Here is a 17921-nt window from a genome sequence, read left to right on the forward strand (position 1 = left end):
GCACGTACGGATCTGTGAGGGGCTAAGATTGAGAGGTCTTAGTCTACTCGACTATGGAATTGGAAAACCGGAAGTTGTATGTTTTATCAATTACAGGTTCTAAAACTGAATAAATCAGAAATTAAGAGTAGATAACCTGAAATATGGTTATCTATTTTTAATCGTCTTGATTTTCTTTACCATTGAATTTTTTATGGGAAGATATGATATACTTGATTTAATTAGATGAACGAAAGCGAGGATATTGTAATGGATATATTAGAAATTATGAAAGAAAGACACAGCGTAAGACAGTATAAAAATCAGACTATCGAACCATCGAAAAGAGAAGAAATCAACTCTTTGATAAATGACGTCAATGCTGAGAGTAAATTATCAATTCAGGCTTTTTATGACGAACCGAAGTGCTTTAATTCCTTTATGGCTCATTATGGGAAGTTTGAAAATGTGAAGAATTATATTGCCATTGTTGGAAATAAGAATGATCAGGAAAAGGCGGGATATTATGGTGAGAAGATTGTTTTGAAATGTCAGGAACTTGGTCTTAATACCTGCTGGGTAGCAATGACGCATGGTAAATCAAAAGCAGAAATAGAAAGAGGACAGAAACTGTTAATCATTATTTCACTGGGATATGGAAAAACACAGGGAGTTCCACATAAAAGTAAGAGTATAGTGGAACTTGGAAAGGCAGACCAGAGTACAGAATGGTTTGACAGAGGTATGGAAGCAGTAAGTCTTGCACCTACTGCCGTAAACCAGCAGAAGTTTCAGTTGGAACTGAAAAATGGAAAAGTTACAGCAAAAAATCTTGGAGGATTTTATTCTAAGATAGATCTTGGAATTGTCAAATATCACTTTGAAGCAGTAACTGGACATGAGGTAAAATGATGCATACAAAGAAAGATATAGATAAGCTGGCGGCAGATTTTGAACAATGCCAGAAAATTCTGCTTGCACTGGGAGATGAAAATAGACAGCATATGATTTTGGAAATGATGAAAATGGGGGATTGTAACGAGGTGCGTGTAAATGAGATTACAGAGGAGTTGAGTAAAGTAGAAAGTCTGATTTGGAGGTAGGAACTATGCTATATATGGTAATTGAAAAATATAAAGACAAAGAAGCTGTTTACAGGAGATTTCATGAAAAAGGGCGGATGATGCCAACAGGTGTAACCTATGTCAACAGTCGGGTTGCAGAAGACGGTAATACCTGTTATCAAATCAATGAAGCTGAAAGTTTGGAAGTGTTGCAGGAGTGGGCTTCGAATTGGAATGATGTTACTGATTTTACATTTATACCGGTAATAAGTAGCCATGAAATGAGCGAAAAAATGAAGAAGTAGACAATTCAGGTTTGGAGGAACAATATGGTACGAAAAGCAGAAAAACAGGATTTAGAAATACTGGCAAATTTAGCAGTACAAATGTGGGACAGCCATTCGGTCAGTGAACTGATTACTGAATTCTCAGAAATTATGGAAAAAAGAAACACTCAATTTTTTTGAAATATGAAAATGATATTCCAATTGGCTTTGCACAATGCCAGTTGCGGTATGATTATGTAGAAGGAACAAAAACCAGTCCGGTTGGATACTATAGATAGTGTTCTATTTCATAAAGCAATGAATTTTACAGAAGCAAACAGAATTATTTGCTTTACCAAGACATTATAAAAGAATGCAGAGAAGTAGTTTATAGAGATACTTCTCTGCATTTTTGCTGTCGGGCATCCGAAAGAGGCTGCCGGTGGCAAGTCCGGTAGGTAAGTTATGGTACATCTTCCGCAGAAGCAGCAGGCTCACAGATTGATTTCCGGGCGGCAAGATTTGCAAGCATATCACTTAATACCACCAGGTCTGCAGCAAGGAGCGTAAGTTCATCGGTCGACAGGCATTCGGACAACTGGCAGGAAATTGTGGAGAGGTAAAAAAGATTTGTACAGTTTGACATAGCGGTTGACCATAAGATATTTATGATATGGTATGCAACTGTCAGAGAAAATGTGTATAATAAAAGAAAATAACTTCCGATAGATAATTGGTAAAAGGGAATGAAAGGAATCAAATATGAAAACACTGATTGTAGTAGATATGCAGAATGACTTTATCGATGGTTCACTTGGAACCAGAGAGGCACAAGAAATTGTACCGAAGGTAAAAGAGAAAATCAAAGAGTATCAGGAGCGTGGGGACGAGATCATTTTTACCAGGGATACCCATCAGTCAGATTATCTTAGTACACCGGAGGGAAAGAAACTTCCGGTGGAGCATTGCATTGAAGGAACAAAGGGCTGGGAGATTGCAGAAGGCTTGGAGGTGCCGGGATGCAGCTGTATTAATAAACCGACCTTTGGATGGACACACTGGTCGGAGAGAAACTTTGAAGAAATAGAATTATGCGGACTTTGTACGGATATCTGTGTGGTATCTAATGCCTTGATTTTGAAAGCGGAATTTCCAGATGTAGAGATTACAGTAGATGCTACATGTTGTGCCGGAGTGACGCCGGAATCCCATAAGGCGGCGCTTACTACTATGAAAATGTGTCAGATTCAGGTAATTGGAGAGTAGAAAGGCGTAATAATTCGAAAAGAATCCCTTCGACGCTTGAACGTCGTTCGTTTTTTGAGTATAATCGTTTCGTAAGGAAGGTGACAGATATGAAGGATACAAGAGTTGATATTTATCATGGAGTAACACCAATTAAGGTAAAACCGTATGAGCACAATGTAAAATATTATGAGACAGACCAGATGGGGATTGTGCATCATTCCAATTATATCCGTTGGATGGAAGAGGCACGCATGGACTTGATGGATCAGATGGGCTTCAGCTATAAACAGATGGAAGACCAGGAAATTATCAGTCCGGTGCTGTCTGTACAGTGTGAATATAAGAGCATGGTACGATTCGGAGATACTGTTGTTATTGAAACAGCCATTGCAGGTTACAATGGAATCAAACTCAGTGTCCGTTATCGTATGACAGACAAAGAGACCGGAGAACTCCGTACCATTGCAGCCAGTGAGCACTGCTTCTTAGATCGTAATGGCAAGCCGATTTCCTTGAAACGGTCATACCCTGAGATAGATACAAAATTCTTCCAGATGATGGATGAGGAAAGTTAGGACAAGATGAGCGAAAAATTAGTTCTGATCGATGGACACAGTATATTAAACCGGGCATTTTTTGGATTACCGGATTTGACCAATGCAGAGGGACTTCATACCAATGCAGTATATGGTTTCTTAAACATTTTATTTAAAATATTAGAGGAAGAGCAGCCGGAGTATCTTACGGTTGCTTTTGATGTGCATGCACCAACATTCCGTCATAAGATGTTTGATGCATACAAGGGAACGAGAAAACCGATGGCAGAAGAATTGCGGCAGCAGGTACCGCTGATGAAAGAAATGCTGCGTGCCATGGGAGTTACGGTAATTGAAAAAGAAGGCTTGGAAGCAGACGACCTATTGGGAACCATAGCAAAGCGCAGTGAAGCAGCAGGCTATGAAGTGTCTGTAGTGTCCGGAGACCGGGACTTATTGCAGCTTGCCAGTGACCATATTAAGATCCGGATTCCAAAGACTAAGCGGACCGGAACGGAAATCGAAGATTATAATACCAAAGAGGTATTGGAAAAATATCAGGTTACACCATTGCAGTTTATTGATGTAAAGGCGCTGATGGGCGATACCGCAGATAATATTCCGGGTGTACCGGGAATCGGCGAAAAGACAGCCACGAACCTGATTGTGGCATATGGCAGCATTGAAAATGCATATGCCCATGTAGAAGAGATTAAGCCAAACCGTGCGAAAGAGATGTTAAAAGAGCATTATGATATGGCACAGTTGAGTAAGACACTGGCTACCATTAAGATAGATGCAGACATCCCATATGATATCAGGGAAGCAAGAATTGGCAATTTATATACACCGGAAGCTTATATGATGTGTAAGCGTCTGGAATTTAAGAATCTTTTGAAACGGTTTGAAGTGGACACACCGGTAAATACCGGAGAGGAAAACTTTAAACGAATCGAGGATTTTGCTGGGGTAGAAGATTTTTTTGAAAAGGCAAAGAAGCAGCAGGCAGCAGGCTTCCAGTTGATTTATGAAAAGGATGTTGTGCTTGGACTTGCAGTTGCATGCACAAAAGAAGATGTGGCATATATTCCGGTTGCGGGATTTGTGACAAAGCAGTATCTATTCGAACAGAGCAGACAGCTTCTTGTAGCAGGCGTAGAGCTTTGCACCTTTGATTTAAAACCACAGCTTAGATGGATAGAAGCCGATGAAAAAAGTCATATTTTTGATGTGAAAATAGCAGCTTATTTATTAAACCCATTGAAAAATGACTATGCTTATGAAGACATTGCAAAAGACTATCTTGATTTGATGGTGCCATCAAAAGAGGATTATCTTGGAAAGAAAGATTTTGTCACAGCATCGGAAGAAAAGCCGGAAGAATTCCTGAAAATGGCATGTTATCAGGCATACATTAATTTAATGGCAAAAGAGCCGCTGGCAAAGCAGTTAGAAGAAGAGGGCATGAAAGAACTCTTTGATAAAATAGAAATGCCACTGGTATATACCTTATCCGATATGGAAAAGGAAGGCATTGCCATTGATGCAGATGCCTTAAAAGAATATGGAGAGAATCTTGCAGTATCCATAGACAAAATTGAAAAAGAAATCTACGAAGAAGCCGGTGAAACCTTTAATATCAATTCACCAAAACAGCTTGGCGTGATTCTTTTTGAAAAACTGCAGATGCCAAACGGCAAGAAGACCAAGACCGGATATTCTACTGCAGCAGATGTACTGGAAAAGCTGGCACCGGATTATCCGATTGTATCAAAAATATTAGAGTACCGTCAGCTGACCAAATTAAAATCCACATATGCCGACGGACTGGCTGCATTTATTGCAGAGGATGGACGGATTCACAGTACATTCCAGCAGACCATAACAGCCACCGGACGTTTAAGCAGTACAGACCCGAATTTACAGAACATTCCAATCCGGATGGAATTGGGACGGCTGATTCGTAAAGTGTTTTTACCGAGAGAAGGTTATGTATTCTTAGATGCGGATTATTCCCAGATAGAGCTTCGTCTGCTGGCACATATGTCAGGAGATAAAAATCTGATTGATGCATATAAGCATGCAGAAGATATTCATGCGATTACTGCATCCAAGGTATTTCATGTGCCGTTCGAAGAAGTAACACCACTGCAGCGAAGAAATGCAAAGGCGGTAAACTTTGGTATTGTCTATGGAATCAGTTCCTTCGGATTAAGTCAGGATTTAAGTATTACAAGAAAAGAAGCAGAACAGTATATTAAGAGCTATTTTGAAACCTATCCGGGAATCAAGACATTCTTAGACGGACTGGTAGAGGATGGCAGGACAAAAGGCTATGTCACAACAATGTTTGGCAGAAGAAGACCGGTGCCGGAGTTATCCTCCAGTAATTTCATGCAGCGTTCCTTTGGAGAACGTGTGGCAATGAATGCACCGATTCAGGGTTCTGCAGCAGATATTATTAAAATAGCCATGATTCATGTACATGACCGCCTGAAAGAGGAAGGCTTGAAATCAAAACTGATTTTACAGGTACATGACGAACTTTTGGTTGAGACCTGTAAAGAAGAACAGCAGCAGGTAGAGAAGATTTTGAAAGAAGAAATGCTTCATGCAGCAGACCTTGCGGTAACCTTAGAGGTAGATATGCATGCCGGAAATAACTGGTACGAAGCAAAATAGGATAAGGCAGAAATTATGAAATTTATCGGAATTACCGGAGGCGTAGGAGCCGGAAAAACAGAAATATTAAAATACCTTGCCGGCAGAGAAGATACGAAAGTAATGCTGGCGGATGATATTGCAAGAGAACTTTCCGAGCCGGGACAGTCCTGTAACGAAAAATTGCAGGAGCTGTTTGCGGGAACAGATGTTTTTGATGAAAAGGGGAAGATGAACCGTCCGAAGGCGGCAGCCATTATTTTCAAGGATGAAGCCAGACGGAATGGAATGAATGAGATTTTGCATCCGGCAGTAAAGGAATATGTGCTTCATGTGTTAGAGCAGGAAAAGGAAGAAGGCAGGCTTCGTTATCTGGTATTGGAAGCGGCATTATTAATCGAAGAACATTATGATGAAATTTGCGATGAATTATGGTATATTTATACTTCAGAGGAGAATCGCAGAGCAAGGCTGAAGCAGTCGAGAGGCTACAGTGATGAAAAAATCAGTGAAATGTTTGAAAGCCAGCTTTGCGAGAACGAATACCGCAGACATTGCAAAGTGGTAATTGATAATAATGGTACGACGGAAGAAACCATTGCACAGGTAAAAACGATAATAGAGAATGAGGGAGAAAATACCAATGGATAATGCAGAACAGAATGCAAATCAATTTGTATTTGGCTTGGATATCGGAACAAGAAACGTAGTTGGAACAGTTGGATATCGGGAAGGCAAAGACTTCTATGTGGCAGCCCAGTATATGAAAGAGCATGAAACCAGAGCTATGCTGGATGGTCAGATTCATGACATCGGAAGAGTAGGCAGAACAATTGCAGAAGTAAAGGCAGAATTAGAAGGGCAGTTAGAGGCAAAGCTTACCGATGTCTGCATTGCTGCCGCTGGTCGTGTACTGAAAACCGTGACCACCAGCGTGGAATATGAATTCGCAGAAGAGACCGTAGTAACTGCAGAACATATACATACTCTGGATTTACTGGGAGTAGACCATGCCCAGCAGATTTTAAAAGAGAGGAATGATACCCGTTACAAATTTTACTGTGTGGGATATTCCGTTGTAAAATATTATATCAATGATGAAGTCTTTTCCAATATCGAAGGACATAAGGCAGAGAAAATTTCGGAGGATGTTATCGTAACCTTCCTGCCGGAGGACGTTGTAGATGGTCTGTATTCCGCAGTAGGGCAGGCTGGATTAAATGTTGCCAATCTGACTTTGGAGCCTATTGCTGCAATCAACGTAGCAATTCCGGAGGCCTTTCGTATGTTGAATATTGCACTGGTTGATGTGGGAGCCGGAACATCTGACATCTGTGTCACCAGAGACGGAAGCATTATTGCATATGGCATGATTCCTTATGCCGGAGATGAGCTGACCGAATTAATTGTACAGCATTATCTGGTGGATTTTAATATGGCAGAACATATGAAGCTGACATCCGGTATGGCGGATGAAGTGGAATTTACAGATATCATGAGCATTACCCATACGATTCCATCCGAAGAAATCTGGGATTTAACCCATGATACGGTAGATAAGATTACTACTGAGGTAGCAGAGAAAATCAAAGAGTTAAATGGTGATAAATCGGTCAGTGCAGCCTTCGTAGTTGGTGGTGGCGGCAAAATCCATGGATTTACGGAAATGCTTGCAGACAAACTTGAAATTCCAAGAGAGCGTGTAGCATTACGTGGAGAAGAAGTTTTAAAAGAGGTTCATTTTGCACAGGAAGAGATTAAGAAAGACCCATTACTGGTAACACCGATTGGAATCTGTCTTAATTATTATGACCAGAAGAATAATTTCATTATGGTCCGGTTTAACGGAGAACGCTTAAAGCTTTATGATAACAGCCATCTTACCATTGTGGACGCTGCATTGCAGGCGGGCTTCCCGAATGAAGCACTGTTCCCAAGACGGGGCAAGGCAGTGGAGTTTACCGTAAATGGAAAGCCGAGAATCGTCCGTGGAGAACCGGGAGAATCAGCCATTGTTAAAGTGGACGGAAGAGTAGTCAGCATCAATACACCACTGGTTCCGAATTCCGAGATTACCATAGAAGCCTCTACCATTGGAAAAGAAGCCGTATCTACGATTGAACAGTTAGATGAATATACATCCTCCACCATTACCTTCCAGGTCAATGGCATCAATATTACCTGCCCGAAATTTGTTCAGGTCAATGGAAGCCTTGAACCTTCTAATTATGTTATTCAGGAAGGGGACGAAATCGAAACCAGAAACTTCTATACCATTGGACAGCTGGCAGAGTTTATGGATGTGCGGATTGATGAAGAAGCCGGAATTATCTTAAATGGAAAACCGGCAGATATGGGTTCCCTTTGCTATGAGAACTTTGAAATCGAATGGAGTGCTTCTGCCTATGAAAGCGGTGAACGTCATATTTCCTATGGACAGGCAGACCACAGATTTGATGCCGGACTGGAAGAAGAAGTTTCAACAGAAGAAAGCACAGACAGTGCAGCTGAAGTTCATGAGACAGAAGCTTCTGTGGCAGCTGAACCTGTGACAGGCGAAAATGCTGCGGATGAAAATGCAGCAGATGGCATTCAAACGGCAGGTGCAGAGCCGGCAGTTGAAACGAATACAGATGCTGCAGCAGAAACAGCAGCCGATGCACCGGTGCAGAAACCGGCAGAGCCGGAAAGCAAAGAATTACATATTATTGCAAACAATCAGGAAATTACTTTAAGTGGCAAAGAAGAATATGTATTTGTGGATATTTTTGATTATATTGATTTTGATTTGTCAGCATCCCATGGAAGAGCAATTGTAACTTTAATTAATGGCATGGATGCCCAGTATACACAGGTATTGCAGGATGGCGATAAAATTGAAGTGTACTGGAAAGAGAATTACTAAATAGAAAGAGACATAAGAAAATGGAATTATGCAGTATTGCAAGTGGAAGCAGTGGAAACTGTATCTACGCAGGAACAGAAAGCAGCCATCTGATGATTGATGCCGGAATCAGTGGAAAGCGCATTGAAGCAGGATTAAACAGTATCGGTTTGAAAACCGCGGAAATGCAGGCACTGCTTGTGACCCACGAACATTCAGATCACATTTCCGGTCTTGGCGTGGTAGCAAGAAAATATGGAATTCCAATCTATGCCACGGCAGAGACCATTGAGGCAGTCAAAGGGATTTCCAGTGTGGGAAAAGTAGATGAGACATTGTTTCATCCTATCGAAGCAGGAGTGGAATTTCAGATTGGAGATATTACGGTGGAGCCGGTATCCATTTCCCATGATGCCGCAAATCCGGTGGCATACATCATGAAACAGTCAGATAAAAAGATGGCGGTCATTACCGATTTGGGGAAATATGACAATTATCTTATAGACAAGCTGCAGGATTTAGATGTATTATTGTTAGAAGCAAATCATGATGTGCGTATGCTTCAGGTGGGCAGTTATCCTTATCCTCTGAAACAGCGGATATTAGGGGACAGAGGACATCTTTCCAATGAGAGCAGTGGACAATTTTTAGGGCAGCTTCTGCATGATAAGTTTAAAAAAGTAGTATTGGGGCATCTGAGCAAGGAAAATAATCTGGCAGAACTGGCATATGAGACAGTGCGCCAGGAAGTAGAACAGGGTGAGAACCCGTACCACGGAAATGATTTTCCAATCCAGGTAGCAAAGCGGGACGAAGTGTCTGAGCTTATCCGGATTTAAGAATATTAAGAAAGCAAAAATAAGAGGAGAACAAAATGGAAAAGACACAGAGCAAGACAATTATTACTGTAGTAGGAAAAGATACTGTAGGAATTATCGCAAAAGTTTGTACTTATTTATCAGAACAGCATATCAATGTACTGGATATTTCACAGACTATCATTGACGGATTCTTCAATATGATGATGATTGTTGATTTAAATACATCCAAAACACCATTTGCTGAGTGTTCTGCAGCACTGGAAAAATTAGGTGAGGAAATCGGTGTTACCATCAAATGTCAGAGAGAAGAAATCTTTGATATGATGCACAGAATTTAATACGACTTACATAAAAGGGAACTGCTGTTGGCAGGTCACTAAGGCGTATCAATGAAAATACAGGAAATGAGCTGCGTAGAAAGGCAGAATATAGGAGACAAAAAATGATTAATATAATGGAAGTAAGCGAAACCAATAAAATGGTGGAGCATGAGAACTTAGATGTCCGTACCATTACCATTGGAATCAGTCTTTTGGATTGTATTGATTCTGATTTAAAGAAGTTAAACGATAACATTTATAAGAAAATTACTACAGTGGCAAAGGATCTGGTATCAGCAGGAAATCAGATTGAGCAGGAATTTGGAATCCCAATCGTAAATAAAAGAATTTCCGTTACACCAATTGCACTGGTTGGCGGGGCAGCCTGCAAGACACCGGAAGATTTTGCAACCATCGCAGATACTATGGATGCAGCAGCCAAAGCAGTAGGAGTAAACCTGATTGGTGGATATTCTGCACTGGTATCCAAGGGAATGACAAAGGCAGATGAGCTTTTAATCCGTTCTATTCCAATGGCACTTTGCCGTACCGAAAGAGTCTGCAGTTCTGTAAATCTTGCATCCACAAAAACCGGAATTAACATGGATGCTGTAAAATTAATGGGAGAGATTCTCTTAGAGGTGGCAGAGCAGTCTAAGGACAGAGATTCTGTAGACTGTATGAAACTGGTTGTATTCTGTAATGCGCCGGATGACAACCCGTTTATGGCAGGCGCATTCCATGGCGTAACAGAGGCAGATGCGGTAATCAATGTTGGTGTCAGCGGACCGGGTGTTGTAAAGACTGCACTGGAAAAAGTCCGTGGAGAGAACTTTGAAGTATTATGTGAGACCATCAAGAAGACTGCATTTAAAGTAACCCGTGTAGGTCAGCTTGTAGCACAGGAAGCGTCGAGAATTTTAAATATTCCATTTGGTATTGTAGATTTATCTCTGGCACCAACTCCTGCAATCGGAGACAGTGTAGCAGATATTCTTTGTGAAATTGGTCTTGAATATGCAGGTGCACCGGGAACGACAGCAGCCCTTGCTCTTTTAAATGACCAGGTTAAGAAGGGCGGCGTAATGGCATCTTCTTATGTTGGTGGTTTAAGTGGTGCATTTATTCCGGTCAGCGAAGACCAGGGAATGATTAATGCAGTACAGGCAAATGCCATTACACTGGAGAAATTAGAAGCAATGACCTGTGTATGTTCCGTAGGTCTCGATATGATTGCAATTCCGGGTGATACCAAGGCAACTACCATTTCCGGTATTATTGCAGATGAAATGGCACTTGGAATGATTAACCAGAAGACTACAGCAGCCCGTCTGATTCCGGTAATCGGAAAGGGAGTAGGCGATACTGTAGAATTTGGTGGATTATTCGGCTATGCACCGATTATGCCGGTAAACCAGTATTCCTGTGATGCATTTATCAACCGTGGGGGAAGAATTCCTGCACCAATTCACAGCTTTAAGAACTAGGATTTTTTGAAATGGAGAAAGAAAATGAGTGATATCCGTAAACTTGTGTTTTTTGAACGAGGCGTAGAAACATTAACTTATTTTTCGCATGAGATGGCAGCGTCATTTCGCAAGATGGGATATCAGATTTTCTTCTTTGACATTCAGGCAGAATATGCTGACACAAAACGATTAAGCCGCTTTTTAAAAAGTGGCGAGACCGCAGTCATTACCTTTAACTTTATCGGATTAAGCGGAGAGGAGTTCCTGTTGGAGACAGAGTCTCAGTCTGTCTTTGCCAGCAGAAATATTCCGGTCTATTGTATTCTTGTGGACCATCCGTTGTATTATCATAAGCAGCTTGATGAGACAATTCCGAATCTGACTGTGTTCTGTATCGACCGCCAGCATATTTCTTATATGAAACGGTTTTATAAAGGGATTCCCTGTCATTTTTTACCATTGGCAGGGAATTTTCTGATGGATGGGGAAGAGCGAGTCCCAACAGATTTTATTCCATATGAGAACCGGGAATATGAAGTGGGTTTTATCGCAAACTATGTGCATCTTCCGGCAATTGAAGAGCATTTTACCAGCCAGACGAAGGAATATATTGATTTCTATCATGAGATATTAAATTATCTCCGCCTGCATCCGTCAGAGCCGTTAGATTCTGCCATGGAGCATTTTGTCCGCCGGGAGATTCCGGAAGTAACGGAGCGGGAGCTGATGGCATGCTTTGCAGGAATGCTTTTTTTGGATATGTATAACCGGACTTATTTCCGTGGAGAAACGGTGCGGACATTGGTAGACAATGGAGTACGGGTACATGTTTTTGGCAAAGGGTGGGAGAATCTTAAGGTAAAACATCCGGAGAATCTTATTTTAAACGGAAGGCAGCTTGATTCTGCCGAATGCGTAAAAATCATCCGGAATACCAAGATTGCATTGAATACCATGCCGTGGTTTAAGGATGGAGCCCATGACAGAATTTTTACAGCCATGTTAAATAAAGCAGTATCCCTGACAGATGGCAGCATTTATTTAAAGGAGCGTTTCTGTGACGGAAAGGATCTGGCATTTTATGAGTTAGAGCATCTGGATGCATTGCCGGAGCAGGTATTATCCATGCTGGGGCATCCGAAGAAAATGAAAGAAATCATAGAATATTCTTATGAACGGGCACTTAAGGAAGATACCTGGGCGAACCGTGCAGAACGTCTGAGAGAGTTCTTATAGGAAGAATTCCTTGACAAGTGTTTTGGAATATGTTTTACTAAATTCAGGTCATATGACTGACGGAACCGTGGGAATAACCACATGAAGTATGACCTGAGGAAGCCGACCGTCTGGGCAGTTAAGCTCGGGATACGTGTCGGTATTTTTTATGCATTCAAGCAGGAAAAGTCACAGGGAAAATTCGAAAGAGAAAGAGACTTTGACGAAAGCTGCAGCAACTTTAAAAATTACATGGAGCGTAAGAAGGAGGAACAAAAATGAAGATGACTTCATTAGCAGAAGAACTTGGAAGCACTACTTATCCGGGAAGAGGAATTGTAATTGGAAAGTCGAAGAATGGAAAGTATGCGGTAACTGCTTATTTTATCATGGGAAGAAGCGAGAACAGCCGTAACCGTGTATTTGTTGAGGATGGAGAAGGAATCCGTACCCAGGCATTTGACCCTGCAAAATTAAGTGACCCAAGTCTTATTATTTATGCACCGGTTCGCGTACTGGGTAATAAGACCATTGTAACCAATGGAGACCAGACAGATACCATTTATGAACTGATGGATAAACAGCAGACCTTCGAACAGGCATTAAGAACCAGAGAATTTGAGCCGGACGCACCTAACTATACACCGCGTATTTCCGGAATCATGCATGTAGAAGATGGAAAATACAATTATGCAATGTCTATTTTAAAGAGCAACAATGGTAATCCGGATGCCTGCAACCGTTATACATTTGCTTATGAGAATCCGGTAGCTGGGGAAGGACATTTCATTCATACTTATATGAATGATGGAAATCCATTACCAAGCTTTGAAGGCGAACCGGTACTGGTTGATATCGGAGGTGACATTGATGCATTTACCGAGCTGGTATGGAATAATCTGAATGCAGATAACAAGGTATCTTTATTTGTAAGATATATTGATATTGAAACCGGAAAATATGAAAGCCGCATTGTAAACAAGAACAAATAGGATTTTGTGAATAAGATTTGTGCGAGAGAGGAAAATAAAAATGAAAGAATTAGAATTAAAATATGGTTGTAACCCAAATCAGAAACCATCCAGAATTTACATGGAAAATGGCGAATTGCCAATCAAAGTATTAAATGGTAAACCAGGTTATATTAACTTCTTAGACGCATTCAATGGCTGGCAGTTAGTAAAAGAATTAAAGAAAGCAACCGGACTTCCGGCAGCCACTTCTTTTAAACATGTTTCTCCGGCAGGTGCAGCAGTGGGACTTCCACTTTCTGAAGTAGAGCGTAAGATTTACTGGGTAGATGACATGGATGTAGAATTTACACCGATTGCTAATGCATATGCAAGAGCAAGAGGCGCTGACCGTATGTCCTCTTTCGGAGATTTCATTTCTCTTTCTGATGTTTGTGATAAAGCAACCGCACTTTTAATTAAAAGAGAAGTATCTGATGGAGTCATTGCACCGGGCTATGATGATGACGCATTAGAAATTTTAAAAGCAAAGAAAAATGGCAATTACAATGTCATTGAAATTGATCCTGACTATATTCCAGACCCAATCGAGCGGAAACAGGTATTTGGCGTTACCTTTGAGCAGGGAAGAAATGAGTTAAATATTGACGAGCATTTCTTTGACAATATTGTAACAGAAAACAAAGAGCTGCCGGAATCAGCAAAGAGAGATCTGGCAATTTCCATGATTACTTTAAAATATACACAGTCTAACTCCGTATGTTATGTAAAAGACGGACAGGCAATCGGTATTGGTGCCGGACAGCAGTCCCGTATCCACTGTACCAGATTAGCAGGCTCCAAAGCAGATAACTGGTGGTTACGCCAGTCTCCACAGGTACTGAATCTGCCATTTTTAGATAAAATCCGCAGAGCTGACCGTGATAATGCAATCGACCTATACATTGGCGAGGATTATATGGACGTACTTGCAGATGGCGAATGGGAGAAGATATTTAAGACCAGACCTGCTGTATTTACGGCAGAAGAAAAACGTGCATGGTTAGATAAGAATACCGGAGTATCTCTTGGCTCTGATGCGTTCTTCCCATTTGGAGATAACATCGAACGCGCCCACAGAAGTGGCGTGCAGTATGTAGCACAGCCGGGCGGATCTATCCGTGATGACCATGTAATCGAAACCTGTAACAAATATGGTATGGTGATGAGCTTTACCGGAATCCGTCTGTTCCACCACTAAGAGCTGGAAAAGAGGATTGGAGTTGGAAGATAAGATTTTGCTTTGTGAAAGGACATTTAGTTCCTGCTATAAAATTCCGCAGTTACTAAGCAGTTTGTTTTTCTTTTTGAGATAAAAACAGTCTTTCCAATGTTTGACAAGATGTCTGTACGGTTCGTCGAAGTACGGATGCATAATAAAGGCTGTTAGGGGCACTTGGAATTTCGTCTGGCAACAGGCCTCGCTGGCACAGGGATGTGCCAGCGAGGCGCATTTGAACATGGATGTGAATTTGCGCCGGTTGCCAGATAATGTGATGTATTATCCGAAATTCCCAGTGCCCCTTGCAGGCTTTATAGAGCATCCGTACCCGACGGACAGTGCAGACATCCAGTCAAAGCAACGGAAAGACAGTTTACATTCAAGAAAAACAAACTGCTAAGAACTGCTGAAATTTTACTGCCAAAGAACTAAGATGTCCTTTTACAATCAAAATCTTAGTTCTTATCAAACGCTCTTTTGATTTTCCCACCAACCAAATGGTGGAATCAGACGGCACGGCAAATTCACACCCTTACAATATTGCGTACAAACTCGCTTCTGGCATCCTGCCCGGTTTTTCCGGACAGGATGTTTTCATATAATTCTCCGGCAAAGACATCCAGATCAAAAAGGCGTGCAGCATCAGAAGATAGCATAGAGGCTGCGTTGGCACTCTTAGAAATCATCGGAACATCCGCATAATTGCTTAAAATCGTGAGGAGCCGGGAGGCGTCTTTGCGGAATCCTAAGATACGAAGATAAGGAATATAATCTAAAGATTTTCCCAAACGATAATCTTCAGATGTAATCTGAAGCAGAAGGTGCGTGAAAATCCGGCTGATTCTGGTATAAGTCATATCCTTTGTTTTCAGTAACTGGCAGAACTGCTCAAAGGAATGAAACTGTTTTTGCATATTTTTTATCCGGCGGGCAATTGCTTCAGTGGAATCACCATAGGAAGCCAGTTGTGCTTCACTCTGCTGTAACAGAAGGTAAGAGAGCGGAGCAGAAAAATCATTGGCAGAAACCGGCGGATAAAGATTAAGATATTCTTTTAAAATAGAATAAGCAGCTTCCGGCAGATATGGATTTAATGCAGTGATGTCATTCCAGCCGTTTGAAAGAAGCTCTTTTCTTATGGCAGTGGCAGAGGAAAGACTGCTGTTAAGTGCCGCTTCGTGATAGCTGTCTCCGGTCCGCTGAATCAGATAAGGGGTGATGGCGGCATTCTGAGCCTGAATCGCTTTTAAATATTCAATAGCAAGAATATTATTTGGCTCATTTAAAAGGCAGGCAAGTTCATCGGCCGGGATTTGCGGGTTGGCTTCTTTTAAATAGCTGCATACCGCCTGACTTCTTGCGGCAGGATAGGACATTCCTTTTTTGAGACAGGAAGAGAGAACTTCTTTGTAGTTCGCTGGTTCGGATACGAGCAGGGAAGCAACTTCTTTTAATAAAGAAAGATTGTCTGTTTCTGCACCGAAGCAGAGGGTGTCTATACAGCCACATTTACGCATGAGTGCAACACCTGCAGAAGCAAAAAGTTCGGCAGAAGCAGTTGCCCAGAGGGCTGGCAGCTCAATTACCAGGTCAGCACCGCAGCTTAAAGCCATTTCTGTTCGTGCATATTTGTCAATAAGAGCCGGTTCTCCCCGCTGGACGAAATTTCCACTCATGGCTGCGATAACGAAGTCAGCCTGGGTCAGGGAACGGATTTTTTCTATCTGGTAAGCATGACCGTTATGAAACGGATTGTATTCTGCAATGATTCCTATGATGCGCATAAGTCCTCCAAAGTTACAAATAATATAGTTCTATCATAGCATTATTCCCATATTTTTGGCAAATTACTTATGGAAAGTATTCATAAGAAGAATTTCGAAAAAAATATTTTTCTTTGCATTTTTTCAGACACTGTACTTGAACACCATTTAAAATAGGCGTATACTAAACATACATATGCGGATTTGTAACAATGAACCGTAAAAAAATAGCAGTGAGGAGAAAACAGATGAACGTATTAGTTATTAACTGTGGAAGTTCTTCTTTGAAGTATCAGCTTATTAATTCAGATACAGAAGCTGTACTGGCTAAAGGACTTTGTGAAAGAATCGGAATTGATGGAAGATTAGTATACCAGCTTGCTGGCCATGATAAAGAGATAACAGAAGCGCCAATGCCGACCCATAAAGAAGGTATCCAGATGGTACTGGATGCACTGGTAAACCCAAAGACAGGTGCGGTAAAGAGTCTTTCTGAAATTGATGCAGTAGGACATCGTGTCGTACATGGTGGTGAGAAATTTGCCCAGTCTGTTGTATTAAATGAAGAGGTATTAGCAAAAGTGGAAGAGTGTAATGAGCTTGCACCACTTCATAACCCTGCAAACTTAATTGGTATTCGTGTATGTCAGGAACTTATGCCTGGTGTACCAATGGTAGGTGTGTTTGATACCGCTTTCCATCAGACCATGCCGCAGAAGGCTTATCTTTATGGTCTGCCATATGAATATTATGAGAAATACAAGGTAAGACGTTACGGTTTCCACGGAACAAGCCACAGCTTCGTATCCAAACGTCTGGCTGAGTTCTTAAATCTTGATTATAACAATTCCAGACTGATTGTTGCCCACCTTGGAAATGGAGCATCCATCAGTGCTGTATTAGATGGTAAATGTGTAGATACCTCTATGGGACTTACTCCATTAGAGGGACTTGTAATGGGAACACGTTCCGGTGACATTGACCCGGCAATCATGGAATTCATTGCAAAGAAAGAAAACCTTGACATCGACGGAATTATGGATGTATTAAATAAGAAATCCGGTGTAGAGGGACTTTCCGGTGTATCCAGTGATTTCCGTGACCTCGAGGCTGCTTATCATGAAGGAAATCCAAGAGCAATTGCAGCATGTGAAGTATTTGCTTACCGTGTAGCAAAATATATCGGTGCTTATGTGGCTGCAATGAACGGAGTAGATGCCATTGCATTTACCGCAGGAATTGGTGAGAATACATCTTTCATCCGTGAGAAGATTCTTGCATACTTCGGATATCTTGGAATTACCATGGATAAGGAAGCAAATATGGTTCGTGGAGAGGATAAGATTATTTCTACTCCGGATTCCAAAGTAACCGTATGCATTATCCCGACCAACGAGGAACTTGCAATCGCAAGAGAAACCGTAGCTTTGGTAGGCTAAAAAAGGAAAAATATTGTTGACAAA

At 41.3% G+C, this 17921-nt stretch carries 18 protein-coding genes and 1 riboswitch; of the genes, 16 read left to right on the plus strand and 2 right to left on the minus strand.

Annotation, left to right across the window (positions count from 1 at the left end):
- Positions 1-249: 249 nt before the first annotated feature.
- From DWY37_RS00005 to DWY37_RS16040, 4 genes are read left to right on the plus strand one after another with little or no spacing between them, the layout of a single operon-like run.
- Positions 250-891, plus strand: a complete 642-nt coding sequence (locus tag DWY37_RS00005) for a nitroreductase family protein (protein ID WP_117698757.1) — start codon at positions 250-252, stop codon at positions 889-891.
- Complete coding sequence (locus tag DWY37_RS00010; protein WP_147326044.1) at positions 888-1082, plus strand: hypothetical protein; 195 nt, start codon at positions 888-890, stop codon at positions 1080-1082. Before DWY37_RS00005 ends, DWY37_RS00010 begins: the two co-directional genes overlap by 4 nt.
- Positions 1083-1087: 5 nt before the next feature.
- Positions 1088-1348 (plus strand): DUF3303 domain-containing protein, encoded by a 261-nt coding sequence (locus DWY37_RS00015; RefSeq protein WP_117947002.1) that lies wholly within the window; start codon positions 1088-1090, stop codon positions 1346-1348.
- A 24-nt stretch (positions 1349-1372) separates the two neighbouring features.
- A complete protein-coding gene (locus tag DWY37_RS16040) occupies positions 1373-1510 on the plus strand; it encodes a hypothetical protein (RefSeq protein WP_242986207.1) in 138 nt (45 codons plus the stop codon).
- Between the two features lie 262 nt (positions 1511-1772).
- Here the strand turns inward: DWY37_RS16040 and DWY37_RS15695 are convergent, their stop codons facing one another.
- Complete coding sequence (locus DWY37_RS15695) at positions 1773-1955, minus strand: DUF6774 domain-containing protein (protein ID WP_147337975.1); 183 nt, start codon at positions 1953-1955, stop codon at positions 1773-1775.
- Between the two features lie 116 nt (positions 1956-2071).
- Here DWY37_RS15695 and DWY37_RS00025 point away from each other — a divergent pair, with 116 nt between their 5' ends.
- From DWY37_RS00025 to DWY37_RS00080, 11 genes are all read left to right on the plus strand, one after another.
- The gene (locus DWY37_RS00025) at positions 2072-2575 is read left to right on the plus strand and encodes a cysteine hydrolase family protein (RefSeq protein ID WP_117698751.1); all 504 of its coding nucleotides are present in this window, start codon (positions 2072-2074) and stop codon (positions 2573-2575) included.
- A gap of 89 nt (positions 2576-2664) precedes the next feature.
- Positions 2665-3132 (plus strand): acyl-CoA thioesterase, encoded by a 468-nt coding sequence (locus DWY37_RS00030; RefSeq protein ID WP_117947003.1) that lies wholly within the window; start codon positions 2665-2667, stop codon positions 3130-3132.
- Positions 3133-3138: 6 nt separating this feature from the next.
- Complete coding sequence (gene polA / locus DWY37_RS00035; RefSeq protein WP_118173222.1) at positions 3139-5775, plus strand: DNA polymerase I; 2637 nt, start codon at positions 3139-3141, stop codon at positions 5773-5775.
- 15 nt (positions 5776-5790) lie between these two features.
- The gene (gene coaE / locus DWY37_RS00040) at positions 5791-6405 is read left to right on the plus strand and encodes a dephospho-CoA kinase (RefSeq protein WP_118173221.1); all 615 of its coding nucleotides are present in this window, start codon (positions 5791-5793) and stop codon (positions 6403-6405) included.
- The gene (locus tag DWY37_RS00045; protein ID WP_118173220.1) at positions 6398-8659 is read left to right on the plus strand and encodes a cell division FtsA domain-containing protein; all 2262 of its coding nucleotides are present in this window, start codon (positions 6398-6400) and stop codon (positions 8657-8659) included. The genes coaE and DWY37_RS00045 overlap by 8 nt, the downstream gene beginning before the upstream one ends.
- Positions 8660-8679: 20 nt before the next feature.
- On the plus strand, positions 8680-9477 hold the full coding sequence (locus tag DWY37_RS00050; RefSeq protein ID WP_117698746.1) for an MBL fold metallo-hydrolase: 798 nt from the start codon (positions 8680-8682) through the stop codon (positions 9475-9477).
- 35 nt (positions 9478-9512) lie between these two features.
- Entirely contained in the window at positions 9513-9797 is a 285-nt protein-coding gene (locus DWY37_RS00055) for an ACT domain-containing protein (protein WP_022244074.1), read from the plus strand.
- A gap of 104 nt (positions 9798-9901) precedes the next feature.
- Positions 9902-11266 carry a PFL family protein gene (locus DWY37_RS00060; RefSeq protein WP_117698745.1) on the plus strand — a complete coding sequence of 455 codons (1365 nt, stop codon included), beginning with the start codon at positions 9902-9904 and terminating at the stop codon, positions 11264-11266.
- 24 nt (positions 11267-11290) lie between these two features.
- Positions 11291-12484: a glycosyltransferase family protein gene (locus tag DWY37_RS00065; RefSeq protein WP_118173219.1), complete on the plus strand. Its 1194-nt coding sequence runs from the start codon at positions 11291-11293 to the stop codon at positions 12482-12484.
- Between the two features lie 42 nt (positions 12485-12526).
- Positions 12527-12607, plus strand: a riboswitch (ZMP/ZTP riboswitch).
- A gap of 134 nt (positions 12608-12741) precedes the next feature.
- A complete protein-coding gene (locus DWY37_RS00075) occupies positions 12742-13455 on the plus strand; it encodes an IMP cyclohydrolase (RefSeq protein ID WP_118542101.1) in 714 nt (237 codons plus the stop codon).
- Between the two features lie 40 nt (positions 13456-13495).
- Positions 13496-14674, plus strand: a complete 1179-nt coding sequence (locus DWY37_RS00080; protein WP_117841215.1) for a phosphoribosylaminoimidazolecarboxamide formyltransferase — start codon at positions 13496-13498, stop codon at positions 14672-14674.
- A gap of 545 nt (positions 14675-15219) precedes the next feature.
- On the opposite strand, the gene DWY37_RS00085 is transcribed toward DWY37_RS00080, so the two are convergent.
- On the minus strand, positions 15220-16479 hold the full coding sequence (locus DWY37_RS00085; protein WP_118173216.1) for a nucleotidyltransferase: 1260 nt from the start codon (positions 16477-16479) through the stop codon (positions 15220-15222).
- A 227-nt stretch (positions 16480-16706) separates the two neighbouring features.
- Between DWY37_RS00085 and DWY37_RS00090 the strand changes: the two genes are divergently transcribed.
- Positions 16707-17897, plus strand: coding sequence for an acetate kinase (locus tag DWY37_RS00090; protein ID WP_022244081.1), 1191 nt, complete (start codon positions 16707-16709; stop codon positions 17895-17897).
- Positions 17898-17921: the final 24 nt, after the last annotated feature.

Source organism: Roseburia sp. AF25-13LB, assembly GCF_003478915.1.
GTDB classification, from domain to species: Bacteria; Bacillota; Clostridia; order Lachnospirales; family Lachnospiraceae; genus Roseburia_C; species Roseburia_C amylophila.